Genomic DNA, 22609 nt, shown 5'->3' on the forward strand with positions numbered 1-22609 from the left:
ATCTAAATAAGCTTGAATGACTTTTAATTTTAACTCTTTTGAATGCTTCGGAATTGGCATAGGGCACACCTCATAAGTTTAAAAAGTCTAACTTATGGGGTGCAGTTCAGGGCGAGGGAGGGACGCCTTGTGCGTGCTGATTCTTGTGTGTCAGTCTGTCAACCTTCTCTCGTTCTACCACCATCATTTGACAGTGATCAGGTAGAACTCCTTTACACACAAGGAGTCCGCACATGCGTACTATTTCATCTCTCTCATTGGCAACCTTCGCCAAAATCTTTGACTCTATACCCAACAGGTCTTTAAAACGGTTTAACCGACTCTAGGTTTTAAGCCATAGGTCATTACGACTAAAAAATCATAGCAACAATAAAACCCGAGATAGGCGAGCACACCATTTTGTGCGGCTTTTGCATGTCTGTTTTTAGCGCTCAATTTAAGAGCGACGGCATTTCTATCTCTTTTATTTACAACAAAAAATTATTTTAAGCGATATACATGAAAAATTTAGAAGCTTCATTTAGAGCATTGCGAGTGCTTCACACGGCAAAAGATTTATTTAACCAATACGGGTTTCATAAGGTAGGGGTAGACCGAATTATTGCCGACTCCCAAATTCCCAAAGCTACCTTTTACAACTACTTCCACTCAAAAGAAAGACTCATTCAGATGAGCTTAACTTTTCAAACAGACGCTTTAAAAGAAGAAGTATTTTCTACGATCTATTCGTACCGTGAACTGATGGTGTTCGATAAACTCAAGAGAATTTTCTTTTTACATGCTGACTCAGACGGGCTTTATCGTTTGCCTTTTAAAGCAATTTTTGAAATAGAAAAGTATTATCCGTCGGCTTATAAAGTGGTGGTTGATTATCGAAACTGGCTTATTCAGGAAATTCACAAACTACTTTTAACCGTAAAACCTGCCGCTACAGTTGAAGATGCGCATATGTTTTTGTTTGTGGTCGATGGAGCAATGGTGCAGCTTTTAGGCTCAAATCAAACGGATGAAAGGGAATATCTGATTGATTATTTTTTAAGTCGGGTTTAAGGGGGGAAGGCCTAGATTTAGGCCTTTTTAAAATTTAAAAATTTGAGTACTCAAGCATATATTTTATGGGGCTTAATCGCCTAAGGTAATTCTTAGTCTGTTTAATGCCCCCATTAAAGAAATACTTGCCGTTAAATCTACAATTTCTTTTTCACTAAAATGCTGAGCCAAACTTTCTCTGATCGCTTCAATTTGTTTCGGGTCATTTAAAGAAGTAATTGCGGATGCAAACTCCAAAACGACTTTTTGTTTTTCAGAAAAGGCTTTTGAATGTTTATAACCCGGTATTTGGTCGATAACTTCTTGAGCTATGCCAAAGTCTCTTAATTCCTTGGAATGAAAAGCACAACAATACGCGCAACCATTGATTTGAGATACATACAACTCGGCTAAAGCAATCAGTTTTGGGTCTAAATCTGAAGATCTAATAGATGAATGAGCTGAATATAAATGCCCGATGGTTTTCTTTGAAATTTCTTTATATTCCACAGTAAATATCCGTGATGGGTTAGATAGAAGCATTATTTATAATTAGGTATAGGTTGTAAATTAGGCATTTTTTTGTTATGTAGGTATATTTATTATACTTAGTAATCATCTATGAAAGATAACATTTCAGGCTGTACAGTCGAAGAAGCCATGACGGTGTTAGGCGGACGTTGGCGTATGCTCATTATTTCTTTTTTATTAGAAAGAACGATGCGTTTTAATGAGTTACGCAGAGCAATTCCTAATATTTCACAAAGAATGCTAACTTTAGAGCTACGTTTTTTAGAAGAAGAAGGATTTATTTTAAGAGAAGTCTATGCAGAAGTGCCTGTTAAGGTTGAATATTCTTTAACTGAGGAAGGCCGGAAATTAGAAAAATTAGTAGATGTATTAAAAGAAATTGGTGGATGGCTTAAATCGAGATAGTTTTATTTGTTGTAAGAGGAGTTGTTTGATTATTTTAAAGGTGGGAGGGGGAAAGGCTAATAGAGGCTACCTTAAAAGATTATTTTCTATTCAGTGTGTTAGAGCTATTATTTAAAAATTCTCCAAAAAAATATTCATCTTTGGTTTGAAAAAAGAAGTTAAATTCTTTGCTCATCATAGAGTCATGTTGAGCTTGCTTACGAAAAATAGGAGATATTTGGTTTAAATAATAATAAATACAGTCAGCTATATTATTAAATACTTTTAATGGTTTTAAGCTGGAATATAATTCTGTCAGTGCATTAATAATAGGCCGAATATCTGGGTTAAATGTCCATAGCAAAATTTCATTTTTCTCACATCTAATTACTTCATATTCTTCTAGTTTATTAGGTTGAATTGAGTAAATTTGTGCCCCATTTTTACTATAAGTCGAATATAATAATTTTGTGATTTCTAACTGTGAATGTGAAATTTCTTGTTCACGTATTAATTTAGATGTCTTCAATAAATTTGGTAGTTCATGAATATTCTGTTTCGTAAAATTATTGAAAGAAAGCATAACATTTTGGATAAGGTTTAATTCGCCAGTTCCTGTAATAATACCGTTTTCCCATGGAAAGAACTTTTGAACACCGTCTTGATATAAATATGAGCCATTATCCTGATACGATATAGTACTACGTGTGTCTGCTGCAATCACAATACTATCCTCAAGTTGAATAGCAAGAATAAAGGTCATAATATTAAGATAATTTAGTTAATTTCATGAAATCTATTGTAGGAAGACAAATAAATTTTTACCAGATAAGGTTTTGTATATGGCCGGCGGTTCTCAGATTATTATCAATAAAAATGGTATTACATTAATTACTCCAGCAAAGTTTGAGGTAAAGGCTGGACAGCACCTATTTAAAGGTGGGGCTGAAGTCGGGGTAAATATTCAAGGATTACCCGCTTATGAGGCATATAACGAGAAATTCCAAATGTTATTACCTTCGGGTGAACCCATGAAAAAAGTAGATTATAAAATTTCTACCGATGGAAATGAGTACATCTCTCAAGCAGATGACAAGGGTAGATCTAAGCGTATTCATACTTCAAAGGAAGAAAATTTAAAATTAGATTTAAATTGGATAAGTTTCGAGGCTGATTCTGCTGACAATAATGGTGATGGTAAATGAGTGGAAGTCTTGATTGGGACAGTAATACCAATACTACGGAAAATAGCTGTAAAACCGTTCAATGTGATTGCTTAACTTTCTGGGAAATTTATCAGCAAGAGGCCATAAAAAGAGTTTCTAACCTTAAAAGTGCGAATCATTACAAACTTGAACCTGGGTATGAGGCCAGAGCAAGGCGTATTGCTTCTGTTTATGCCAGAATTTATTTAGAACAAGAAATCTCAGGTACTAAACTATTTAAGGGGCGTTACTATTGGATGGGGCTTGGGGCATTTGCTTCTAAAACAGTAGCTGCTATTTTTAAACATGGATTGACTGCATGGGGATACAAGTGGGCACCTGTGATTTCTGGTGCCCTAGGCGGTGTTTTAACAGCTCCTGTTATTAATTCTATGATTCGGGATCCTGTACACTCTTTTGCTAAGGGCAATTTATGGTTATTTATGGATATTGCCCCATGGCATTATGCATGGAGTGCTTCATCAACCTCCTTTAAAACTTGTATGAAAGCCCGAAAAGTATCTGGTTTTAAACATATTAAAAAACAAGTCGAGAATTTACCTTGGTCTAACTCCTTATCAGTTATTAAACAATTAGGATGGACTGACCAAATAGAAGAAGGTTTTGGGTATTTACCTGATATTGAGAACACTTTTAAGCGAGTAGGGAAAACTCGAAATGATAATTTTAAAACAGCCTCTAAAAATCTTTTTGATCATCTAATGGCGATTGCAGTTCAAGAACAATATAATATTTTACAAGAACTTGTTTGGAAGGAGTGGAAAGTCCAGAAACAGGCTTCTTTACAACGATTTACTGGTTTACCAGATAGTACTCTTGTTTTAACTAGCGATTATGGGGTCGATGCAGTTAAACCTAATAAACAAGGACAGTATAAAGGGCGTCATGCAGGGGTTCTATCCCAATTGCCTGAAACGGTTTATAGCGAACCATTAGAGGGTACACAAGTTGAAGTTTATGATAGTCGTATGAAATGGATTAAAGTTGCAGCAGCTAAGTATCATCGATTAATGCAAAGTGATAAAGGAAGAGACTTTTTAGAAAAAGAATTAGAAACTATTGCAGGATGGGGAAATAGCAAAGCAGAGTTTAAAGTAGGGAAAGATAGTAATGATGGCAAAATTTAAACAATATTTCCTAATCTTTATTTTTGGATTATTACTTTCCGCTTGTCAGCCAACATCAGAACATAATGAGAATTTGACTATGAATCAGCAAGCCTACACTTTGCATATGGGTGAACAAGGTATTCAAGATTTTTCAAAGTATAGTAATGGTAATGTCGATAATCATCCGGCTGGCGTTAGCTTTAGAGAGCTTCAATTTTCTCCTCCTAACTTAGGAAAATTAACTATAGATAATGGTCCTAACAGTTTATCGATTGACCATGTTTTCTCTGTATTAGGAACTCAATATGACAAAAATGAAGGGATCCAAGTTTTAGATATTGATGCTGGCCTCACAAAAGAAGAATTTGCTACCCCAGAGCAGGTTTATCAAAGCTATGTAGCTTTAATGAAACGTATTAATCAGGCTGGCTGGAAAAACTATTTCTTTACAGATGCTCCGCGTATTGCTAAAGGAGATAATATTAAGCATCTATCGAAAAGTCGTGATGTCATTGATCCTAGTTATATTTTTAGCTTTGAGGAGTGGAAAAATATAATAAACAACAGCCCAACAAAATCATTGGGTTATAGATTGTACGCTAATGGGATTATTTTAGATATCAGTTTAAAAAGAACAGCTAAGAATGAGCGTAATGAAGAGCAATATATGCTTAGATTTAGCTTTCAGAGTGTTCGATACAATGAAAGAGACTCAATTCCTGACTCTGATAAAATGACACCTAGTGAATTCGAGCAAGCGTTTAAAAAGAGATTAATTGAAAATAAAAAATATCGGGAAAAGGAGGAGAGAAAAGCTAAGGCTGAGGGCTATCATATCGATGAAGAATATACAGATCCTGATGTTTGGTCATATGTTAAATAGAAGTTTTTAAAATAAAAAAAAGGCTTAATTTACTTAAATTTAAGCCTTTTAAATAATTCTATTTTTAGCTTTCACTCAAAACCAATTGTTTAATCTTCACAGCCTTCTCGAAGTGATCTAGCTTATGCTCCATAATCCATCAATGCGCTGCTTCCATAAGTAGTTCAGGGTTATCATTTTTATTTTTAAAAAAAGCATAAAAAGACAGACCGACATTATCTCCCTTCTTCTCAATTTTATCGTCGCATCCCTTAATAAAAATTTCTCTTAATTCATGTCTCATATTGAGTATCACTTTCAGTCTATAAAACTAAGAATTCATATTCCGCTCGCCCCATTGGCACATCATATCTAGCAAAGGAATTAAAGACTGTCCTCTTTCAGAAAGACGATACTCAACCTTTGGTGGAATTTGAGGATATTCCTTACGAATAATCAGTTCGTCTCTTTCTAACTCTTTGAGTGTATTGCTCAGCGTTCTAAATGAAATATTGCCAATACAGCGCTGCAACTCATTAAAACGCATAACGGTTTTTCCATACAGCCAATACATGATGATCATCTTATATTTGCCATTAATTAAAGAAAGGGTATAGCCAAAACCTGTTTCTTCTAATGGCGTATTTGATGGAAGGCAGTCAGTCATTTTTAAAATCTACACTATCTTTTAGTATAGTATATAACAAAAATTACCGTACTTATATTTAGGAAAGCACACTTCTATAATCGATTTATCTACTTTTCGATAAGAGTGTTTTTATAATGAAAAAGACATTAGTGATCGTTGCACATCCTCACATAGACCAGTCTGTAATTAATAAAAGATGGGTAGAGGAGTTAGAAAAATATCCCGACCAATTTACAGTTCACCAGATTTATCAAGCCTACCCAGATGGCGTAATTGATGTTGCCAAAGAACAAGCGCTTGTAGAAGAACACGAAAATTTAGTATTTCAATTTCCAGTGTATTGGTTTAACTGTCCGCCGCTTTTGAAACAATGGCTTGATGAAGTTTTGGCATATGGCTGGGCTTATGGTTCAACAGGCGACAAACTTAAAAATAAAAAATTTATGTTGGCTGTGTCTGCAGGTGCTCAAGAAAAAGTTTATTCAGAGCAAGGCGAATATAAGCTTTCATTAGAGCAGATTTTTAGTTCTTTTGAACTCACCGCTTTATATGTTGGGGCGGTCTATCAACCGCTTTACGCATTTTATGGTTTAGACACAAACCCTTCACCAGATGATGCTATTCCAACTCACCAAGAAATAGATAACAGTGCCGTTCAGTACGTTCAGAAGTTATTAGCGCTGTCTGATTAAGTTTTAAGAGGAGGAGGCCTGAACGTGAGGGTTTGGGTCTTTCCTTACAAATAAATAGTTTCAGTGTAAGATATCTTTATGATTTAAATAATTATTATTTTTTCAATTAAGCGACAATGGAAATTTAGAGGAGTAAAATTACAGCTTTACTTATAGATTACTAAAAATTCAGTTATGTTCAGTTCAGATTTAACAGATTATGTCATTCGACAATTAGGTCGGACTAAAAATAAACGTTATGAAGCATATGTAGTTAGTCGAATTATTCATTTACTTAACGACTTTACTTTAAAATTTGTCACTCAACAGTTTGTTAGATTATCAAATAAGAAAATTGCTTTAACTGATTTATATTTTCCTCAACTTGGTATTCATATTGAAGTTGATGAAGGGCATCACTTTTTAAGAAATAGTAAAATGGAGTATTCACTCAACCAAATAGATGAGCCTCTTTATAGTATCTCTCAAACAGAAAGTGACGCTATGAGAGAAGAAGATATTATTAGTATTACTGGACATAAAATTTTTCGGGTAAATGTTTATAAAAATCAGGAAGGTCAACCTCAAAATTTAGAGAGTATCCATCAACAAATTGATAAAATTATAGAAGAAATAAAGACTGCAAAGAATAAGCTAATAGAGGCTTCTACTTTTAAAGAATGGAATATAGAAACAGAATATAACCCTCAAACTTATATTAATTTAGGACGCATCAGCCTAGCTGACAATGTAGTATTAAAAACAACAAAAGATGTCTGTAATTGCTTTGGTTATAACTATAAAAATTATCAGAGAGGAGGGGCTATTCATCCGTATGAAAAAGATACCTTAATCTGGTTTCCTAGACTTTATGAAAATAAGGATTGGATTAATACTATATCGCCTGATGGCTTAACGATTACTGAAAAGTCGACGGATGAAGCTATTACCCTTAAAAAATTAGAAGAGTGGAAAAATGGTCCACAGAAAAGAATTGTCTTTGCAAGAGTTAAAGATAATTTGAGTAGTCGGGCTATGTACCGTTTTATGGGCTTATATGAATTTCAAAAAGCGGATTTAAAAGATGGAGCGGTATGGAAACGGGTGGAATGTGAAGTCCAAACGTATTCTCCCAAGGAAACCAAATGCTAAAGCCTAGAATCTTTATAACTATCGGATTACTTCTTGCTGGATTAAGTTTATTTGCAGTCCTTGAAGCATACGAGAAAAAGACTAACGTTGAAAAAGAACAGGCAAGTCGAGTTGCTATTTCCTTTTTTAATTCACTTTCTAATGGAGACTCAGCTACAGCATACAAATATATTTGGTCAGGCGAGAACTTAAATATTCGAAATGCTGAAATACCCCAAATTTATAAAGACTCAAAAGTTTTAGAAGTGCTAAAAGTTCGTTACGACTCGGCAAAAAATAGACCTGATTACTATCAACAATTTTATAAAATGATTTCACTTACCATAAAGATAAAAACAGTACATGCAGATCTTGCTGGTAACCCTGCGGGAACCTATATTGTGTTTGTAACTGTTGTAAAAAAAGATCCAAAATCTAATTGGCTCGTTACTGAGCTGGGCAGTGGGGGCTAATAAATAATTATTTTTAAATCGTTTGCAAAAACCAATTTTGTCTATAAGTTGAAAACACAATAATACGTCTTTGGAAAAACTATGAATATCGCACCTTTTCCATTTCAAATTACAAATTGGGAAGAAATAGAAGTCACTGAATATAGTGGTGAAACAGGTAAAGCTTATTGGAAAACTCAATTTTTTGGTGAAGAAGGAAATAAAATAAGAGTAAGGCTTGTAGAGTACTCTTCAAACTACTTAGCTGATCATTGGTGTGAAAAAGGACACATATTATTTTGTCTAGAAGGTGAGCTAGAAAGTAGATTGAAGGATGGCCGAACATTTACTTTAACTTCAGGCATGAGTTATCAAGTAGGGGATAACTCGGAGCCACACCAGTCTTTTAGCCTGAATGGTGCGAAGTTACTTATTGTTGATTAAATTGATTTTATTTAAGTTAAATAAAAAAGACCTAAATCAAAACGATTAGGTCTTTTTTGAATTCTGGCGGTGAGAGAGGGATTCGAACCCTCGATACGCGTAAACGTATACACACTTTCCAGGCGTGCTCCTTCAGCCACTCGGACACCTCACCAAGGCGTGCGATAGTAACTAAAAAAACGAGTCCTGCCAAGATTTAAGACGAGCTTTACAGAAAAAAAATAATAGAGGTGATAAGATTGCGCTAAAAATCATATTGGTTTAATTACACAATGCAAAATACGGCCAAAAAAGCGACCTTGCCTGCCACGGCTTTGGCAGCTCTTGGAGTGGTCTTTGGAGACATCGGAACAAGTCCGCTCTATGCCTTGAAAGAGTCCTTCCATGCAGCGCATGGGTTGGGAATTCAGCCTGAAAACGTATTAGGAATTTTATCCATTATTTTTTGGTGCTTAATGCTGATTATTAGCATCAAGTATGTCGCAATCGTGATGCGTGCAGACAACAATGGCGAAGGCGGCATCATGGCCTTACTCGCGTTGAATTTGCGTAAAGCGAAAATTGCCGACAACAAAAAAATCTACATGATTGCGATAGGCTTTATTGGAGCATCACTGTTCTTTGGTGACGGTATTATTACCCCAGCCATTTCGGTATTGTCTGCGGTCGAAGGGTTGTCTATTGCAACCGATGTATTTGACCCGTTCATTATGCCTATTGCAATTGCCATTATCGTCACGCTGTTTTTGGTGCAAAAGCACGGTACGGCGTTTGTAGGTAAGTTTTTTGGTCCAATTACGCTTGTGTGGTTCTTATCTTTAGGAATCTTGGGTATTCACAGTGTCATCCAAACCCCTGTGGTACTAGGCATGTTTAGTCCGCATTGGGCGATCCAGTTTATCTATCACCATCCGATCATGACATTTTTTGTGATGGGTGCTGTGGTGTTAACAGTGACTGGTGGCGAAGCGCTATATGCCGATATGGGACATTTCGGACCAGTTCCGATTCGTCTGGCGTGGTTCTTTGTGGTATTGCCATGCTTGGTTTTAAACTACGCAGGACAGGGCGCGTTATTACTCAGAGACCCAGCGGCAATTGAAAACCCGTTCTATTTACTGGTGCCGCAGTGGGCCTTGTACCCAATGATTATCATGGCAACCATGGCAACAGTCATTGCCTCTCAAGCTGTAATTTCTGGGGTGTTTTCTCTTGCGCGCCAAGCAATTCAATTGGGTTATTTACCGCGTTTAAGTATTAAACATACGTCTGAGTCCGAAGAAGGTCAGATTTATGTACCTTTCTTAAACTGGTTACTCTTAATCGCAATTATTATCTTAATTTTAATCTTCAAAACCAGCTCGAACTTGGCAAGTGCATACGGTTTGGCCGTAACCTTGACCATGCTCTGTGACACGATTTTGGTTGCCGTGTTTATCTACTCGGCGTGGAAGTGGAGCCTGCCAAAAGTGCTTCTCCTGATTATTCCGTTCTTTATTTTAGAGTCGGTATTGGTCGGTGCAACTTCACTTAAAATCTTGTCGGGCGGTTGGGTACCATTACTGATTGGTGCAATTGCAGTGACCATTTTAATGACATGGAAACGTGGCCGTGAGCTTACTTTTGCTAAGCTTGAACACGATACTTTGTCACTCGATTTGTTTGTAAAAAGTATTGGTAATAGTGTGCACTGGGTGCCGGGCGATGCTGTATTTATGACAGGTACACCGAACGTTGTGCCACATGCCATGCTGCATAATATTAAGCACAATAAAGTACTGCATCAGCGTAATATCTTGGTCACTGTAGTGATTGAAGATGTACCGTTTGTTGCACCTGAAGAGCGTATTACGACAGAAACCTTAGCCGAACATTTCTTCCGTATTAAAATTTTCTACGGCTTTAAAGATGAAATGAATGTACCGAAAGCATTGATGCAAGCCTATGAACAATTAGGCCTTGAATATGACTTGATGCATATCAGCTTCTTTATTTCGCGTGATCGTATTGTTCACTCTGTGGGAGACGGCATGTCGCCATGGAGAGAAAAGCTGTTTATTTCAATGCAGCGTAATACCAGTCCGGTCAGTGATTTCTATCAAATTCCAACTAACCGTGTTGTTGAATTAGGTAGCCAAATCGAAATATAAAATTTGATGTAATAAAAAAACCAAGACATAAGTCTTGGTTTTTTTATGGCTCGGATTATTGAGCTTGTGGCATAGGTGCATCTGCTGGTAACGCCCCATCTTTTGCCATTGGGTCTGCTGACTGGTTCGGGTTAGCAGCTGGCGGTGGAGTGTTCGGATCTTGTGGCGCTGGAGCCGCTTGATTCGGTGCAGGTGGCACTGCATCAGTTGGTGCAGCTGGAGGAGCCATTTCACCGCCTGCTGGAGGTGCTGGTGGAACATCTGCCGGAATAGGAGCACCGGTAGGCGCTGCGCTTGTTGGTGCAGCAGAAACTTGCTGTACTTGTCCGCTATTGACCAAATCGCTAATAGAACCTGGTTGGCCGTTAACGGTTGTAGTCACTTTTACTTTAGATAAGCTTTCTAAAGTATCACCTGGCTGGACTGCTGGTTCAGCCAAAGCAGCCATACTACACAATCCTGTGATTACGCCAATACCAATAATCTTTGAATGGATCATTAAATGGACTCCGATTATATTTTTATCCAAATTTGTGGAGCTAACCATGTCATAAGCCATAAGTGCATTTCAACGAAAGATACGCAATTGGCGCAATTCAATAGCCAAAGGCTCTCATAATGCCAACAGACTGTTACGTAAAACCGATTAGAGTTACAAAAAAGATGACCACGTTTTAACCATTTGAAAGATAAGCGATATACTTAAAAAAGCAGGATTGTTAAGCTGCGTGTGGACAGTGGTATTGATAGAAACATGGCAAGTAAAAAACGTAGTAAAGGTACAAATTCATTTTCTCTAAGTGAGCATTTTGGCAAGATTATTCTTGCTTGTATTGCAGCCGGAAGCTTTGCAATTGCTTTCGGCAGTGAAAAGATTTCGCAGTGGTTTTCGCCTTTAAGTACTAACTCGACTTGTCTTAACCAGTTTTATCGTGAAGTTCCGCCTGCGTTAAATAAAGAAAGCTTAAAAAAAGACAGCTATCCGCTGTGCTTTAACGGTTTTAATGTCCTCTATTCTGGCATTTCTAAAACACCATTATGGTCAGCCGAGCATTTAGATGCAGAACGTTTAAGTGTCAAAATTAAACGTGAAGATAACTTCCATGAAGAAACGCGTGTTCCTCAAAAGCACCGGGCGTTGTTAAGTGACTACCGTGGTTCAGGGTATGACCGTGGGCACATGGCACCAAATGGCGATATGCCAAATAAAGAATCACAGTCTGATAGTTTCTCGCTCAGCAACATGGTGCCGCAAGCGCCTAAAAATAACCAAGAAGTCTGGCGTAAACTTGAAGAAGCAACCCGTGCCATTGTCACCAAGCAAAAACAAGATGTATATGTCGTGACAGGACCTGTTTTTGAGGGTAAACGTCTCAAAACGATTGGGCAGGGTGTGATTGTACCTACCGCAGTTTATAAAGCGGTGTATATGCCAAAAACTGGCGCTATTGGGGCTTACTACGCACCTAACAATAACTCGCAGCAAGTGAAGGTAGTGAGTGTTTGTTATATAGAAGAAAAGCTTGGTATTAACTTATTTCCACAGCTTACAGAACAGCAAAAACGTAACGTTTACCGCTTACCGTTAACCGCTAGCCAAGTTAAACCCAACCAAAAGCTCGACTATTTGCATTGGGATGGTGAAAGCCAGTGCGAACAAGACCTAAGCGCAGAACAAATTCAAGCGTTACAAGATCAGTTTAAAAAGCAAAAAACTGGTTCTTCTGAACCGATGGAAGCAAAAGTTCCAAGTATTGATGAAGAAACTAGAAATGCCATTGTGAAACAATTGGTTGAAGCCTTGGTGAACTATTTCTTGCAGATAATGAAATAAGACGCTTAGCACTGTTGTGAAGCCTGAAACGATTCAATAAGATGAATAGACAGATCTGTCTGTTCATCTATTTATTCGAATAAGGATAATAACAATGTTTGCCTCGATGTTTCTTTTTTCTTTTGCAATGTCGATTACACCCGGTCCCGTCAATACAGTTATTTTATCGACCAGTTTAAATCATGGTTTAAAAAGATCACTTCCCTACATTTCAGGTGCCACCATTGGCTTTACCTTACTTTTGATTTTTATGGCCTTTGGCCTTCAAAGTGTATTAACTCAGTTTCCAGTTGTCTTAAAAATTCTTGCAGTTTGTGGAACGCTCTTTGTTTGCTATATCGGCATAAAAATTATTCTTTCTGCTGCCAATATTTCAATTTCAAGTGCACCTGTAGGGCACATGCTTATTCCCAATTTTAAAGATGGTTTCTTATTACAGTGGCTTAACCCAAAAGCGTGGTTGGCTTGTGTGTCGGGTATTACCATGTTTACTAGCATTGAAAACCCGCAGTCGTTGCCGATCTTTATTATTATTTATTTCTTCACATGCTATGCATGCTTGTTCTTTTGGGGATTATGTGGTGATAAATTTTCAGTGGTACTGAATCAGGGCAACCGTTTGAAATATTTTAATATCCTGATGGGCGCTTTCTTAATTTTGTCGGCTCTTTTAATTTTGATTGATTTTTTTTAAATTGGTCGTATTACACTGTGAAGATATAACAACGAGACAACAGCTATGTTTAAGCCATTTGAAAAGGGTACTGAGTCTTCTTCAATTGAAGATTTAACATTAGAAAATGATGTCGATTGCGTGAGCATTTATGGCAATTTGCAAATCACTAAAGACAAAGTCGGGTTAGAGCAGGCAAAGGCATTGCAGAGTTTTTTAAATGATGTAGTTGCAGCTTTGGAAAAAGAAGAATTGCCTGAGAAAATTGAACGTCCAGCTGAACAAGAAGTTAATAATCCGTTTTTGTAATAAATATATTTTACTCAATTTGCTATCGCGACGGCGGCACGGATGCCGCCTGTTTCACTGCGTTACATGGAAGTAACGTCAGTGAAACGAATGAGTTTTGTCACTTTTGCTCACTCAAAAGTGAGGCATTACCTATACAATTACAACTTGAGTGACCGTGGTGTTTGCGGTTGTGCAGTTAATCCTTATCCCCAGCAACTACCTTATAAATAATTGCCCCAATCACAGCCCCTAAAATCGGTGCTACCCAGAACAACCACAACTGACTTAAAGCAGCCGTTTCAGCAAAGAACGCAACACCTGTACTACGTGCTGGGTTTACCGAAGTGTTCGTAACCGGAATACTGATTAAGTGAATGAGTGTTAAGCCTAAACCAATCGCGATAGGAGCGAAGCCAGCAGGCGCACGGCGGTCAGTTGCCCCTAAAATAATGATTAAGAAGAAAGCGGTAAGAACCACTTCAATAATGAAAGCGGAACCTAAACCAAATTTATTTGGTGATAAGTCACCAAAACCATTGGTCGCAAACCCGCCAACACCACTAAAGCCTGCTTGGCCTTGAGCAATAATATAAAGAACAAATGCAGCAGCGGTCGCACCAACCACTTGCGCAACAATATACGGAATTAAATCTTTAACATCGAAGCGGCCACCGACCCAAAGGCCAACACTTACCGCGGGATTGAAATGTCCACCTGAGATATGCCCTAGAGCATAAGCACCTGTGAGTACGGTTAAACCAAAGGCAAGGGCTACACCTGCAAAGCCAATACCAAGTTCAGGGAAAGCTGCGGCTAAAACTGCGCTACCACAACCACCAAAGACTAGCCAAAACGTACCTAAGAATTCAGCAAAATATTTATTCATTGTGATTACTCATCTATTGATCTATTTTTTAATTAATGTGAAATACGTCACAAAAAATTAAGCATGTGACTATATGAAATTTTTGTTTTCAGTGTTGTTTTAATCAAGAAAAGATTTGTAAGTTTTGGTTGGTTATTCTTTGTTTAAAAATTGATCTCTCCACTGCTGTGGTGTTTGCTTGGTCCAATGTTTAAATGCTCTTTGAAAGGCACTTTGTTCTGAATAACAAAGTAAAAGCGCAATCTCTTGTAGGCTTAAATGTGGGTTTTTTAAATATTCAGTTGCCAGCATAAAGCGTACTTGTTGAACGCGCTCTTGAAAGGTGGTGTTTTGTTGTTGTAAATGTCTTTGGAGCTGTCGAACCGATAGGCCTAATTGAGCTGCAATATATTCAATTTGATACTGATTCTTTTGCAGACCAGTCAAAATTGAATGCTGTAAACGCTGATCGAGTTGGGTTGAATTGGGTAACTGTTCTAAAAGTGCTTGAGCCTGCTGAACCAATAGTTGCTGTAATGTGTGGTCTGCGCTGCTAAGCGGTTTATGAATTTCCGTAATGGGTATAAGTAACTCTGTACGGGGCTGGCTAAAACGAACGGGACATTGAAAGTACTGCTCGTAAACTCTGATATTTTTAGGGGCTGCATTTAAGAAACGTACTTCATGTAACTGCACATCTTCATGAGACATAAAAAGACGTAAGAATTGAATCACCAAGGCAATTGCGATTTCATCGGTAAGCTGGGTAGGGTGTAGCTCAGTCGCTTCCCAGCGAATAGAACCATATCTCCCTTGTAGCTCAACCACTAATGGGCTCCCGTCATAAATCAGACGGTGAAAGTCATGGTAACGAATTAAGGCTTCACCTAAGTTATCGCAAGAAAGAGCAAGGTAGGCAATAATGCCTAAATGTTTGGGTTGTACATATTTGGCAATTTCTAGCCCTAAACCCGGCTTAGGATCCAGTTTATAAATAACTTCTAATAGGTCGCGCCAAACCACATAGTCAAAGCGTTCCAGATTTTGGATTTGTTCTAATTGTTCAGGAATAGCTAACTCATTGGCTTCGCAATAAGCTTTTAATAAGTGCCCCAGTCCTCCATATACCGAGCCTGTATAATTTTTTAGTTGTGGCATCCTTAACCACCTCTTTCTTGTCGTGATTTGTCAATGAAACCATAAATTCTGGTCAATACCTAGCATAACGAATTTTATATGCTGAATAAAAAGAAAAAGGAGTTAGGTGATGTTAAAAGGGTTTATTGCCGGAATTGCAGTTGCGAATGCATTTGAATGGGTGGCACATAAATATATTTTGCATGGTGTGCACCGTGCCGGACAACCGCGCTATAGCCCAGTGCCGAAAAGTATGGAGTCGCATTGGGCACACCATCGTGAAGTCCGTAAACAACAATTTCATGATGATTGCTATGTGGAAGGCGTGGGAAACTGGCGAACTAAAAATGAGTTAATTTCGCTTGCTGTGGTGGCAACCGTTTCAAGTGCAATTTTTTACCCTTTTTCAAAAGGCATGGCACTCGCAGCTTGGTACAGTGCAGGAAACTATTATTATATTCATCGCCGTGCACATTTAGAGCCTGACTGGGCAAAGCGTAAAATTCCGTGGCATTACGACCACCATATGAACTCTAACCAAGATGCCAATTGGTGTGTGACCAAACCTTGGTTTGACTATGTAATGGGAACACGTGTAGTGTCTTCGGCAGATTTAAAAGAACAAAACCCTTTGGGGATACGGTTACCTACTGTGCTTGCTAGGCCACTCTCTCAAGTTGTAGAAAAAATCTTTCCAGCAAAATGGGTCGAGAAAAAAGAACAGCCTAAACTCGTTAGTGATGTAAATGCGATAGAAGGTGCTGCATAAAAAATTAAAGGGGCATATTGCCCCTTTAAATATAAATAAGCTTACAAGCGCATTTCGATGCCTTGTTCAGCCAAATATTGTTTAGCTTCTGGAATTGTATATTGGCCAAAGTGGAAAATACTTGCTGCCAATACTGCATCGGCACCACCTTGTAAAATACCGTCTGCAAGGTGTTGTAAGTTACCTACACCGCCTGAGGCAATCGTTGGAATGGTCACGCGGTCATTAATGGCACGCATTAAAGCAATATCGTAACCCGCTTTAGTACCGTCGGCGTCCATACTAGTAATCAGCAACTCACCCGCACCGTAGTCAGCCATTTTTACAGCCCATTCAATGGCATCAATACCAGTTGGTTTACGGCCACCATGAGTAAAGATTTCCCATTTGTTGTCACCAGTTTTTTTGGCATCGATCGCAACCACAATACATTGTGCGCCAAAATGCTGAGAAGCTTCTTGAACAAATTCAGGGTTAAATACGGCAGCCGAGTTAATACTCACTTTATCTGCACCTGCATTTAATAACGCACGAATATCTTCAACTTTACGTACACCACCACCGACAGTTAATGGCACAAATACAGTCTCGGCCATACGTTCAACAGTACGGTAAGTGGTATCGCGTCCATGATGTGTAGCGGTAATGTCTAAGAAAGTAATTTCGTCTGCACCTTGTTCGTTATAGCGACGTGCCACTTCAACAGGGTCGCCCGCATCACGAATATCGAGGAATTGAACGCCTTTAACTACGCGTCCGTTATCAACGTCTAGGCAAGGAATAATACGTTTAGCAAGCATAGCTTTTTCCAAAAATAATCGCCGTTGGTGAAAGTTCCTACACAGGCGCTACACCTTCATGGAGGGAAGAGGTATTCTATCAAACTTCACAGATGTTTTTTGCAGGTTTTCCATGTCGGTTTATACTCCGTTGAGTTTAGATGAAGTTCGCACCTTTGCTGCACCTTATGGATTAGAGGTGTTGGAGCTGAACCCAATTCAGGGAGGTATTCAAAACACCAATTATTTTCTGGTTGATGTAAACCGCAAACAATATGTACTCACCGTATTTGAAGAGTTAGATGCACAAGGTGCAGGCGAACTTATTCCTGTGCTTGAGCAATTAGGTACTCATGATGTACCCGTTGCCGTGCCATTAAAGCACAGCGGCCAAGCGGTTCATTTTATTGCGGGTAAACCTGCACAAATTGCACCACGTCTTATGGGCCACCATCCCATGCAAACTACAGTAGCCCAAGTTGCTGCAATTGCAGATGCACAGGCGAAGTTACATGTAGCTTTACAAGATTTTCCGCTTGAACGTGAATATCGCCGTGATCATCAATATTGGACAGGTGTTGCAGAGCAGCTTAAACCAAATATGACTCAAGATGACCAAACGTTACTTGAGCAGGTTTATCAAGCCTTTAATGCGAAAACAGCGCAGTATTCAAATCGACCGACAGGTTTTATTCACTCAGATTTGTTCCGTGACAATACTTTGTTTGAAGGCGAGCAACTACAAGGTATTCTAGATTTTTACGAGTTAAATCAAGATGAGTTGCTGTTTGATATTGCGATTACCATTAATGATTTTTGTACTGAATATCCAGCAGCGCATTTAAACTCAGACAAAGTCGACGCTTACTTAGCGGCATACCAAAAAATTCGTGCGCTGACTTCAGATGAACTTGAATGTTTAGATGTATTCTTGGCAATGGCGGCTTGCCGTTTTTGGTCAATGCGTTTACAAGTTGCTCAAAAAAATAAAGAAGAAGGACGTACCGGCGATGACATCTTGCAAAAAGACCCGCAAGAAATGCGAGCAATGATGCAAGACCGTTTAAGCCATGTAAAAGCATAAAAGGGAATAAAGATGCGAGATCAGGGGCGTTTAGTCGAATGGTTCGACGAAAAGGGTTATGGCTTTATTCAGCCGGATGATGCTGAAAAAGAGCGAGTCTTTTTGCATATCAAAGATTTTGCACGCCCTGGACCTCGGCCAATTATTGGCTGTGCACTGGAATATCTGGTAATCCTTGATGAAAGAGGCCGTTTTCGTGCTCAGCAGGTCACTTATTTAAAGGCATCTCAAACCCGTAAGGCTTTAAAACCTGCAAAAACACAATCTTCTTTTCAGGCCAGCCCATGGTCAGCAATGCAAATGGGGATTGTGTTTTATTTCGTCTTAATGGGAATTATGAGTTTTATTCATATTTTGCCGGCTTATACCTTATTGTTTGTCTTAATGATGAATGTGTTGAGTTACTGGCTATATTCACAAGATAAAGAAGCAGCACAATTGGGCAATCGCCGTGTTCCTGAGCAGACTTTGCACATTGTCAGTTTCTTAGGGGGCTGGCCAGCTGCGTGGTGGGCACAACAAAAACTGAGACATAAAACACAAAAACAACCATTTCGTAAGATTTATTTTTGTACCATATTCTTTCATTTACTTTTGATTTTGTGGCTAATTTCTCCTTTAAACGTTTTGCGGGGATCATAAAAGTAAATTGTTTTATTAAACTTGAGAGGTATAAAAATGAATAGTTCTATCGACCAAGATCCAAATCGCACTTTAACACTTATTTTATATGTACTTTATATTGTTGCCATTTTTACGGGCGGCTTACTTGCGATTATTGCTTTAATTATCAACTATGTAAAACGCTCTGATGTACAGGGTTCAATTTTTGCGAGCCACTTTACCTGGCAAATCAGAACATTCTGGTGGTACTTGGCTTGGAATATTATTGCCTTTTTGCCATTTATTTTCTTGTTCTTCACGGGTGAAAATACCGATCTATTTGCGGGTGTTGCTATCTCATCGACTGTGTTCTGTGTGGGTGTTATCGCAGCAGCATGGATCTGGATTGTATATCGTGCCATTCGCGGTTTGATTGCGTTAAATGATAACCGACCGATGTATCAATAAATCATGATTATTGAACATGTGCATTTGAGTATAAAGTCTGGGCAAAGTGAAGCATTCCTTAAGGCATTCGAGCAGGCTAAACATATTGTTTATCCAATGGAAGGCTTTAATGCTGTCCAACTGATTAAGCATGCAACCGATCCCCATCATTATATTTTAATGATTTTCTGGGATGAAATTGAAAATCATACAGAAGGGTTTAGAAAGTCGGAGGCTTATCAAGAATGGAAAAAATTGCTTCATCCATTTTATGATCCAATGCCGACAGTTGAGTACTACGAACCCTCTATTTTATTAAAGAAAAATGATATATAAAAAAGAGAGCGTTAAGCTCTCTTTTTTATTCTCGGACTCTTTTGTTTTTCTTAATCGGCAGCTTAATTTTTAACTCACTGACTAAAACACCTAACACCACTAAAGCACCCCCGAAAAGGGCAATAACTGGTAAACGCTCACCTGCAATTCGACCAATAATGCCTGCCCAAACAGGTTCTCCTGCATAGATAATTGCAGCACGCGAAGGGTCAACCACACGTTGAGCCCAGTTCATTACAAATTGAATGAGTGCACTTGCTAAGCCTAATGCGACAGCAATGAGTACTAGGGGCCATGAAAATGCTGGAATTGTATGTTCACCTACTATAGGCATAATGGTAAAAGAAAGTAGAGAGGCGACACCAAGTTGAATAATGGTGACGCGACGCAAATTTACCTTTCCAGCAAAATAGCTAATAAAAATAATTTCTAAGGCAATCGCAAAGGCGCCGAGCACTGTTAAAAGCTGTCCAAAACTCAAGGAAATTTGCTTAAAACCATTACCCGTCAATAAAACAAGGCCAGTAAAAGCAAGAGCTGCTCCCACCCAAGTCATGATATGTGGAATTTTTCTAAATATGAGCCACATTAAAATAGGAACAAGTGGAACATAAAGCGCCGTTAAAAAAGCTGATTCACTACTTGGAATAGTTTGCAGGCCGATTGTCTGCGTGCCATAGCCAGCCGCAATCACAAGACCAATTACACTGCCAGCGCCCAAGTCTTTTAATGTAACGCCTTTCATGCTCTTTAATGAAATAAGTAATAGCGTTAAGGCAGCTACGGCAAAACGGCAGCCGACAAAAAACATAGGTGATGAAAAATTCAGTGCGTACTGCACAGTAAGAAATGTTCCACCCCAAATGACCGTAATCAAAATGAGAGCTAATTGAGGAACTTTGCTTGAACTCAGATAAGTTGGTGACATACTCAAACTAAAAGAAATTGTGCAATATACTGCACATATTGCGCTATTCTTCTGTTTTGTGCAATATATTGCTCAAATTTTCTTTATTAATCTATTTTATGAGCCAGTCGAGTAGCGTTTTACAACATGTAGGCACAAATATCCGTTCATTAAGAGATGAGCGCAGTTTAAGCCAACAGGACTTGGCTGATCGGGCAGGTGTAAGTAGACGTACCATTGCTGCTTTGGAAACAGGCCAAGTCAACATTAGCTTAGCTAAACTCGATGCGATTGCGGCAGTATTGGGAGTAGATTTTAGAACAATTGTGAGTGCGCCTGAGCTAAAAGAACATGCCCTAGTAAATGCACTTGCTTGGCAAGGTGAAAAGGAGGAAAGCAAGGCAACTTTTCTTGCTTCAGTTCCTTCCCGTTCTCAAGTTGAACTTTGGACATGGTCTTTGGCTGTTGGGGAGTCTTATGTTGCTGAAGCCGATGCCGAAGGATGGCAAGAATTGATTTATGTGTTAGAAGGCGAATTGACTATACAATTTACAGACAGCTCAAAAACCATAGCAGCTGGTTCATCTTTTATTTTTGCCAGTTCAGTGACTTATACTTATATCAATAGTGGTAGCCAAGTACTGAAATTTATTCGTAATGTGGTGTATTGATTCGAAATATATTTTCATATCAGCAATAAAAAAGAGCCTAAAGCGGCTCTTTTTTACATCTTAAGAATTAAAGACGGTTTTCATCCAACAAAAGCTGCGCTTCACGAAGATTTAAAGTACCTTCATAAATTGCGCGGCCTGTAATCGCGCCTAAAATGCCCGGTTGGCCTTTTAAGTTACGAACGTCATCAAGGTTGGTAACACCACCAGAAGCAATTACTGGTAAACCTGAGTATTGAGCCAAGTTTACAGTTTGCTCAACGTTTACACCTTGCATCATGCCGTCACGTGCAATGTCTGTATAAACAATGCTAGACACACCTGCATCTGCAAAGCGTTTTGCTAAATCAGTTGCTTTCACGTCGGTAACGTTTGCCCAACCGTCAGTTGCAACCATACCATTCATGGCATCAATACCGACAATGATGTGGCCTGCAAAACGTTTACAAGCTTCTTCTACAAATTCAGGCTCTTGAACGGCTTTAGTACCGATAATGACAAAAGTCACGCCAGCTTCTAAATAGTGTTCAATGGTTTCTAATGAGCGGATACCGCCACCAATTTGAATTGGTAATTCTGGCTGAGCTTTTGCAATTGCTTCAACAACAGGTTTATGAATAGGCGTACCTGCGAAAGCACCATTCAAATCGACCAAATGCAAACGTCGTGCGCCTTCATTTACCCAATGCTGGGCAGTTGCAACCGGATCGTCAGAGAAAACGGTATCGTCTTCCATACGCCCTTGTTTTAAACGCACACATTTACCATCTTTCAGGTCAATTGCTGGAATGATTAGCATGCTTTCGCTCCTTGCTTCATCATGTTTATGAAATTGTGCACATCTTAGCAAAGTATTGATCAATCGCTAAGCCTTAGAAAAGACTTTTATAACTTTACCCTTGAAGTGCGGTTTGAATCTTTTCAGAAATATGTATCGGTAATACCTTTCGTTTTTTAAGCTCGAGAAATACCAATAGGGCAGCATAGGCGTCAGCAGCTGCATAACTGATTTGTTGTGAAGTAAGCGGTTTTCGCGCCCAATTTGAAGTTCCGACTTTCTTCGACTTGGCAAGATACTGACCAAGTAATAGTGCTACGGCTTTTTGTACACCCATTTGTTGTTTAAAACCAAAGTGGCTAAAACCTTTAGCAAGGTCAACGCAGCTTTCAAGTTCTATGCCTTTTTTGTGAAAAATATGCTTATCATTTTTAAGCCCAAAGCCGACTTTAATTTGTTTTGGATTAGACAAAATGGGCTGTAAAAATTTTAAAGTCGATGAATTGACATGAAATAAATAGGCTTTGTGTTCTGTAGCCAGCTGAATCAAATGTGGGCCAGTTGATACTTCACCTACCTGAAAAGTAGGTTTAGATTCAGAATCAAATCCTAAAAAGGTCGCTGCTTTTAATTCTTCTTCAATAGTTTTGCATTGCTCGCTATTTTCAATCACCACAATATTTTGATAGTTAAGATTTTCAAAAGGAGGGAGCTGCTGAATAGAAGTTTTATCAAGAAGGGCAGAGGCTTCAGACATATTTAACAGCGTACAAATGAATAGGGCTATTCACTTTATA

29 protein-coding genes, 1 tRNA gene and 1 pseudogene are annotated in these 22609 nt (G+C 38.6%); 19 read left to right on the forward strand and 12 right to left on the reverse strand.

The window, feature by feature from the left end:
* Window positions 1–498: 498 nt before the first annotated feature.
* Window positions 499–1050 carry a TetR/AcrR family transcriptional regulator gene (locus tag KNQ97_RS11755; protein WP_193329415.1) on the forward strand — a complete coding sequence of 184 codons (552 nt, stop codon included), beginning with the start codon at window positions 499–501 and terminating at the stop codon, window positions 1048–1050.
* A 72-nt stretch (window positions 1051–1122) separates the two neighbouring features.
* On the opposite strand, the gene KNQ97_RS11760 is transcribed toward KNQ97_RS11755, so the two are convergent.
* Window positions 1123–1539 (reverse strand): carboxymuconolactone decarboxylase family protein, encoded by a 417-nt coding sequence (locus KNQ97_RS11760; protein ID WP_253612277.1) that lies wholly within the window; start codon window positions 1537–1539, stop codon window positions 1123–1125.
* Window positions 1540–1650: 111 nt separating this feature from the next.
* Here KNQ97_RS11760 and KNQ97_RS11765 point away from each other — a divergent pair, with 111 nt between their 5' ends.
* On the forward strand, window positions 1651–1965 hold the full coding sequence (locus KNQ97_RS11765; RefSeq protein ID WP_000654307.1) for a helix-turn-helix domain-containing protein: 315 nt from the start codon (window positions 1651–1653) through the stop codon (window positions 1963–1965).
* A 79-nt stretch (window positions 1966–2044) separates the two neighbouring features.
* On the opposite strand, the gene KNQ97_RS11770 is transcribed toward KNQ97_RS11765, so the two are convergent.
* Window positions 2045–2707 carry a hypothetical protein gene (locus KNQ97_RS11770; protein WP_253612278.1) on the reverse strand — a complete coding sequence of 221 codons (663 nt, stop codon included), beginning with the start codon at window positions 2705–2707 and terminating at the stop codon, window positions 2045–2047.
* A gap of 79 nt (window positions 2708–2786) precedes the next feature.
* Between KNQ97_RS11770 and KNQ97_RS11775 the strand changes: the two genes are divergently transcribed.
* From KNQ97_RS11775 to KNQ97_RS11785, 3 genes are read left to right on the forward strand one after another with little or no spacing between them, the layout of a single operon-like run.
* Complete coding sequence (locus KNQ97_RS11775) at window positions 2787–3149, forward strand: DUF2345 domain-containing protein (RefSeq protein WP_253612279.1); 363 nt, start codon at window positions 2787–2789, stop codon at window positions 3147–3149.
* Window positions 3146–4297, forward strand: a complete 1152-nt coding sequence (locus KNQ97_RS11780) for a hypothetical protein (RefSeq protein WP_000016867.1) — start codon at window positions 3146–3148, stop codon at window positions 4295–4297. The genes KNQ97_RS11775 and KNQ97_RS11780 overlap by 4 nt, the downstream gene beginning before the upstream one ends.
* Window positions 4281–5162, forward strand: a complete 882-nt coding sequence (locus tag KNQ97_RS11785) for a hypothetical protein (RefSeq protein ID WP_000968049.1) — start codon at window positions 4281–4283, stop codon at window positions 5160–5162. The genes KNQ97_RS11780 and KNQ97_RS11785 overlap by 17 nt, the downstream gene beginning before the upstream one ends.
* Window positions 5163–5226: 64 nt before the next feature.
* Here the strand turns inward: KNQ97_RS11785 and KNQ97_RS11790 are convergent.
* Together KNQ97_RS11790 and KNQ97_RS11795 are read right to left on the reverse strand one after the other, a co-directional pair.
* Window positions 5227–5445 (reverse strand): annotated as a pseudogene (locus KNQ97_RS11790) (DUF6500 family protein).
* Window positions 5446–5472: 27 nt separating this feature from the next.
* Window positions 5473–5808 carry a helix-turn-helix domain-containing protein gene (locus KNQ97_RS11795; RefSeq protein ID WP_000128772.1) on the reverse strand — a complete coding sequence of 112 codons (336 nt, stop codon included), beginning with the start codon at window positions 5806–5808 and terminating at the stop codon, window positions 5473–5475.
* A gap of 116 nt (window positions 5809–5924) precedes the next feature.
* On the opposite strand from KNQ97_RS11795, the gene KNQ97_RS11800 reads away from it, so the two are divergent.
* The 4 genes from KNQ97_RS11800 to KNQ97_RS11815 all read left to right on the forward strand — a co-directional run bounded on the left by KNQ97_RS11800 (window position 5925) and on the right by KNQ97_RS11815 (window position 8488).
* On the forward strand, window positions 5925–6482 hold the full coding sequence (locus KNQ97_RS11800) for an NAD(P)H-dependent oxidoreductase (protein ID WP_072618079.1): 558 nt from the start codon (window positions 5925–5927) through the stop codon (window positions 6480–6482).
* Window positions 6483–6656: 174 nt separating this feature from the next.
* Window positions 6657–7613, forward strand: coding sequence for an AbaSI family restriction endonuclease (locus tag KNQ97_RS11805; RefSeq protein WP_072618078.1), 957 nt, complete (start codon window positions 6657–6659; stop codon window positions 7611–7613).
* Window positions 7607–8065 (forward strand): hypothetical protein, encoded by a 459-nt coding sequence (locus KNQ97_RS11810; protein ID WP_000917505.1) that lies wholly within the window; start codon window positions 7607–7609, stop codon window positions 8063–8065. The genes KNQ97_RS11805 and KNQ97_RS11810 overlap by 7 nt, the downstream gene beginning before the upstream one ends.
* An 81-nt stretch (window positions 8066–8146) precedes the next feature.
* Window positions 8147–8488, forward strand: coding sequence for a DHCW motif cupin fold protein (locus KNQ97_RS11815; RefSeq protein ID WP_001017480.1), 342 nt, complete (start codon window positions 8147–8149; stop codon window positions 8486–8488).
* Window positions 8489–8552: 64 nt separating this feature from the next.
* Here the strand turns inward: KNQ97_RS11815 and KNQ97_RS11820 are convergent.
* A tRNA-Ser gene (locus KNQ97_RS11820) sits at window positions 8553–8642 on the reverse strand.
* A 118-nt stretch (window positions 8643–8760) separates the two neighbouring features.
* On the opposite strand from KNQ97_RS11820, the gene KNQ97_RS11825 reads away from it, so the two are divergent.
* The gene (locus tag KNQ97_RS11825; RefSeq protein WP_001181667.1) at window positions 8761–10638 is read left to right on the forward strand and encodes a potassium transporter Kup; all 1878 of its coding nucleotides are present in this window, start codon (window positions 8761–8763) and stop codon (window positions 10636–10638) included.
* Window positions 10639–10693: 55 nt separating this feature from the next.
* On the opposite strand, the gene KNQ97_RS11830 is transcribed toward KNQ97_RS11825, so the two are convergent.
* Entirely contained in the window at window positions 10694–11137 is a 444-nt protein-coding gene (locus tag KNQ97_RS11830) for a hypothetical protein (RefSeq protein WP_000581860.1), read from the reverse strand.
* A gap of 255 nt (window positions 11138–11392) precedes the next feature.
* Here KNQ97_RS11830 and KNQ97_RS11835 point away from each other — a divergent pair, with 255 nt between their 5' ends.
* From KNQ97_RS11835 to KNQ97_RS11845, 3 genes are all read left to right on the forward strand, one after another.
* Window positions 11393–12472: a DNA/RNA non-specific endonuclease gene (locus KNQ97_RS11835; protein WP_000157128.1), complete on the forward strand. Its 1080-nt coding sequence runs from the start codon at window positions 11393–11395 to the stop codon at window positions 12470–12472.
* Between the two features lie 94 nt (window positions 12473–12566).
* On the forward strand, window positions 12567–13166 hold the full coding sequence (locus KNQ97_RS11840) for a LysE family translocator (protein WP_000458293.1): 600 nt from the start codon (window positions 12567–12569) through the stop codon (window positions 13164–13166).
* A gap of 45 nt (window positions 13167–13211) precedes the next feature.
* On the forward strand, window positions 13212–13454 hold the full coding sequence (locus tag KNQ97_RS11845) for a hypothetical protein (protein WP_000476056.1): 243 nt from the start codon (window positions 13212–13214) through the stop codon (window positions 13452–13454).
* A gap of 178 nt (window positions 13455–13632) precedes the next feature.
* Here the strand turns inward: KNQ97_RS11845 and aqpZ are convergent, their stop codons facing one another.
* A complete protein-coding gene (aqpZ, locus tag KNQ97_RS11850) occupies window positions 13633–14322 on the reverse strand; it encodes an aquaporin Z (RefSeq protein ID WP_001045987.1) in 690 nt (229 codons plus the stop codon).
* A 132-nt stretch (window positions 14323–14454) separates the two neighbouring features.
* Window positions 14455–15459, reverse strand: a complete 1005-nt coding sequence (locus KNQ97_RS11855) for an AraC family transcriptional regulator (protein WP_253612280.1) — start codon at window positions 15457–15459, stop codon at window positions 14455–14457.
* Between the two features lie 109 nt (window positions 15460–15568).
* Here KNQ97_RS11855 and KNQ97_RS11860 point away from each other — a divergent pair, with 109 nt between their 5' ends.
* Window positions 15569–16207 (forward strand): hypothetical protein, encoded by a 639-nt coding sequence (locus KNQ97_RS11860; RefSeq protein ID WP_000911631.1) that lies wholly within the window; start codon window positions 15569–15571, stop codon window positions 16205–16207.
* 41 nt (window positions 16208–16248) lie between these two features.
* On the opposite strand, the gene hisF is transcribed toward KNQ97_RS11860, so the two are convergent.
* On the reverse strand, window positions 16249–17007 hold the full coding sequence (gene hisF / locus KNQ97_RS11865; protein WP_000880078.1) for an imidazole glycerol phosphate synthase subunit HisF: 759 nt from the start codon (window positions 17005–17007) through the stop codon (window positions 16249–16251).
* A 112-nt stretch (window positions 17008–17119) separates the two neighbouring features.
* Between hisF and KNQ97_RS11870 the strand changes: the two genes are divergently transcribed.
* The 4 genes from KNQ97_RS11870 to KNQ97_RS11885 are packed head-to-tail and all read left to right on the forward strand — an operon-like array spanning window position 17120 to window position 19456.
* Window positions 17120–18070, forward strand: a complete 951-nt coding sequence (locus KNQ97_RS11870; RefSeq protein WP_253612281.1) for a homoserine kinase — start codon at window positions 17120–17122, stop codon at window positions 18068–18070.
* A 12-nt stretch (window positions 18071–18082) separates the two neighbouring features.
* Window positions 18083–18712, forward strand: a complete 630-nt coding sequence (locus KNQ97_RS11875) for a DUF1294 domain-containing protein (RefSeq protein ID WP_001205591.1) — start codon at window positions 18083–18085, stop codon at window positions 18710–18712.
* 36 nt (window positions 18713–18748) lie between these two features.
* Window positions 18749–19141 carry a membrane protein gene (locus KNQ97_RS11880; RefSeq protein ID WP_001088854.1) on the forward strand — a complete coding sequence of 131 codons (393 nt, stop codon included), beginning with the start codon at window positions 18749–18751 and terminating at the stop codon, window positions 19139–19141.
* Window positions 19142–19144: 3 nt separating this feature from the next.
* Window positions 19145–19456 (forward strand): antibiotic biosynthesis monooxygenase, encoded by a 312-nt coding sequence (locus tag KNQ97_RS11885; protein WP_000582728.1) that lies wholly within the window; start codon window positions 19145–19147, stop codon window positions 19454–19456.
* Between the two features lie 25 nt (window positions 19457–19481).
* Here the strand turns inward: KNQ97_RS11885 and KNQ97_RS11890 are convergent, their stop codons facing one another.
* Window positions 19482–20384: a DMT family transporter gene (locus KNQ97_RS11890; protein WP_253612282.1), complete on the reverse strand. Its 903-nt coding sequence runs from the start codon at window positions 20382–20384 to the stop codon at window positions 19482–19484.
* 98 nt (window positions 20385–20482) lie between these two features.
* Here KNQ97_RS11890 and KNQ97_RS11895 point away from each other — a divergent pair, with 98 nt between their 5' ends.
* On the forward strand, window positions 20483–21034 hold the full coding sequence (locus KNQ97_RS11895; RefSeq protein ID WP_000083600.1) for a helix-turn-helix domain-containing protein: 552 nt from the start codon (window positions 20483–20485) through the stop codon (window positions 21032–21034).
* Window positions 21035–21101: 67 nt separating this feature from the next.
* On the opposite strand, the gene hisA is transcribed toward KNQ97_RS11895, so the two are convergent.
* Together hisA and KNQ97_RS11905 are read right to left on the reverse strand one after the other, a co-directional pair.
* Entirely contained in the window at window positions 21102–21833 is a 732-nt protein-coding gene (gene hisA, locus KNQ97_RS11900) for a 1-(5-phosphoribosyl)-5-[(5-phosphoribosylamino)methylideneamino]imidazole-4-carboxamide isomerase (protein WP_000905538.1), read from the reverse strand.
* A 94-nt stretch (window positions 21834–21927) separates the two neighbouring features.
* Window positions 21928–22569, reverse strand: coding sequence for a 3'-5' exonuclease (locus tag KNQ97_RS11905; protein WP_029424109.1), 642 nt, complete (start codon window positions 22567–22569; stop codon window positions 21928–21930).
* Between the last annotated feature and the right edge of the window lie 40 nt (window positions 22570–22609).

The sequence above is a fragment of the Acinetobacter sp. UC24323 genome (assembly GCF_024151445.1).
In the GTDB taxonomy this organism is placed as follows: domain Bacteria; phylum Pseudomonadota; class Gammaproteobacteria; order Pseudomonadales; family Moraxellaceae; genus Acinetobacter; species Acinetobacter baumannii.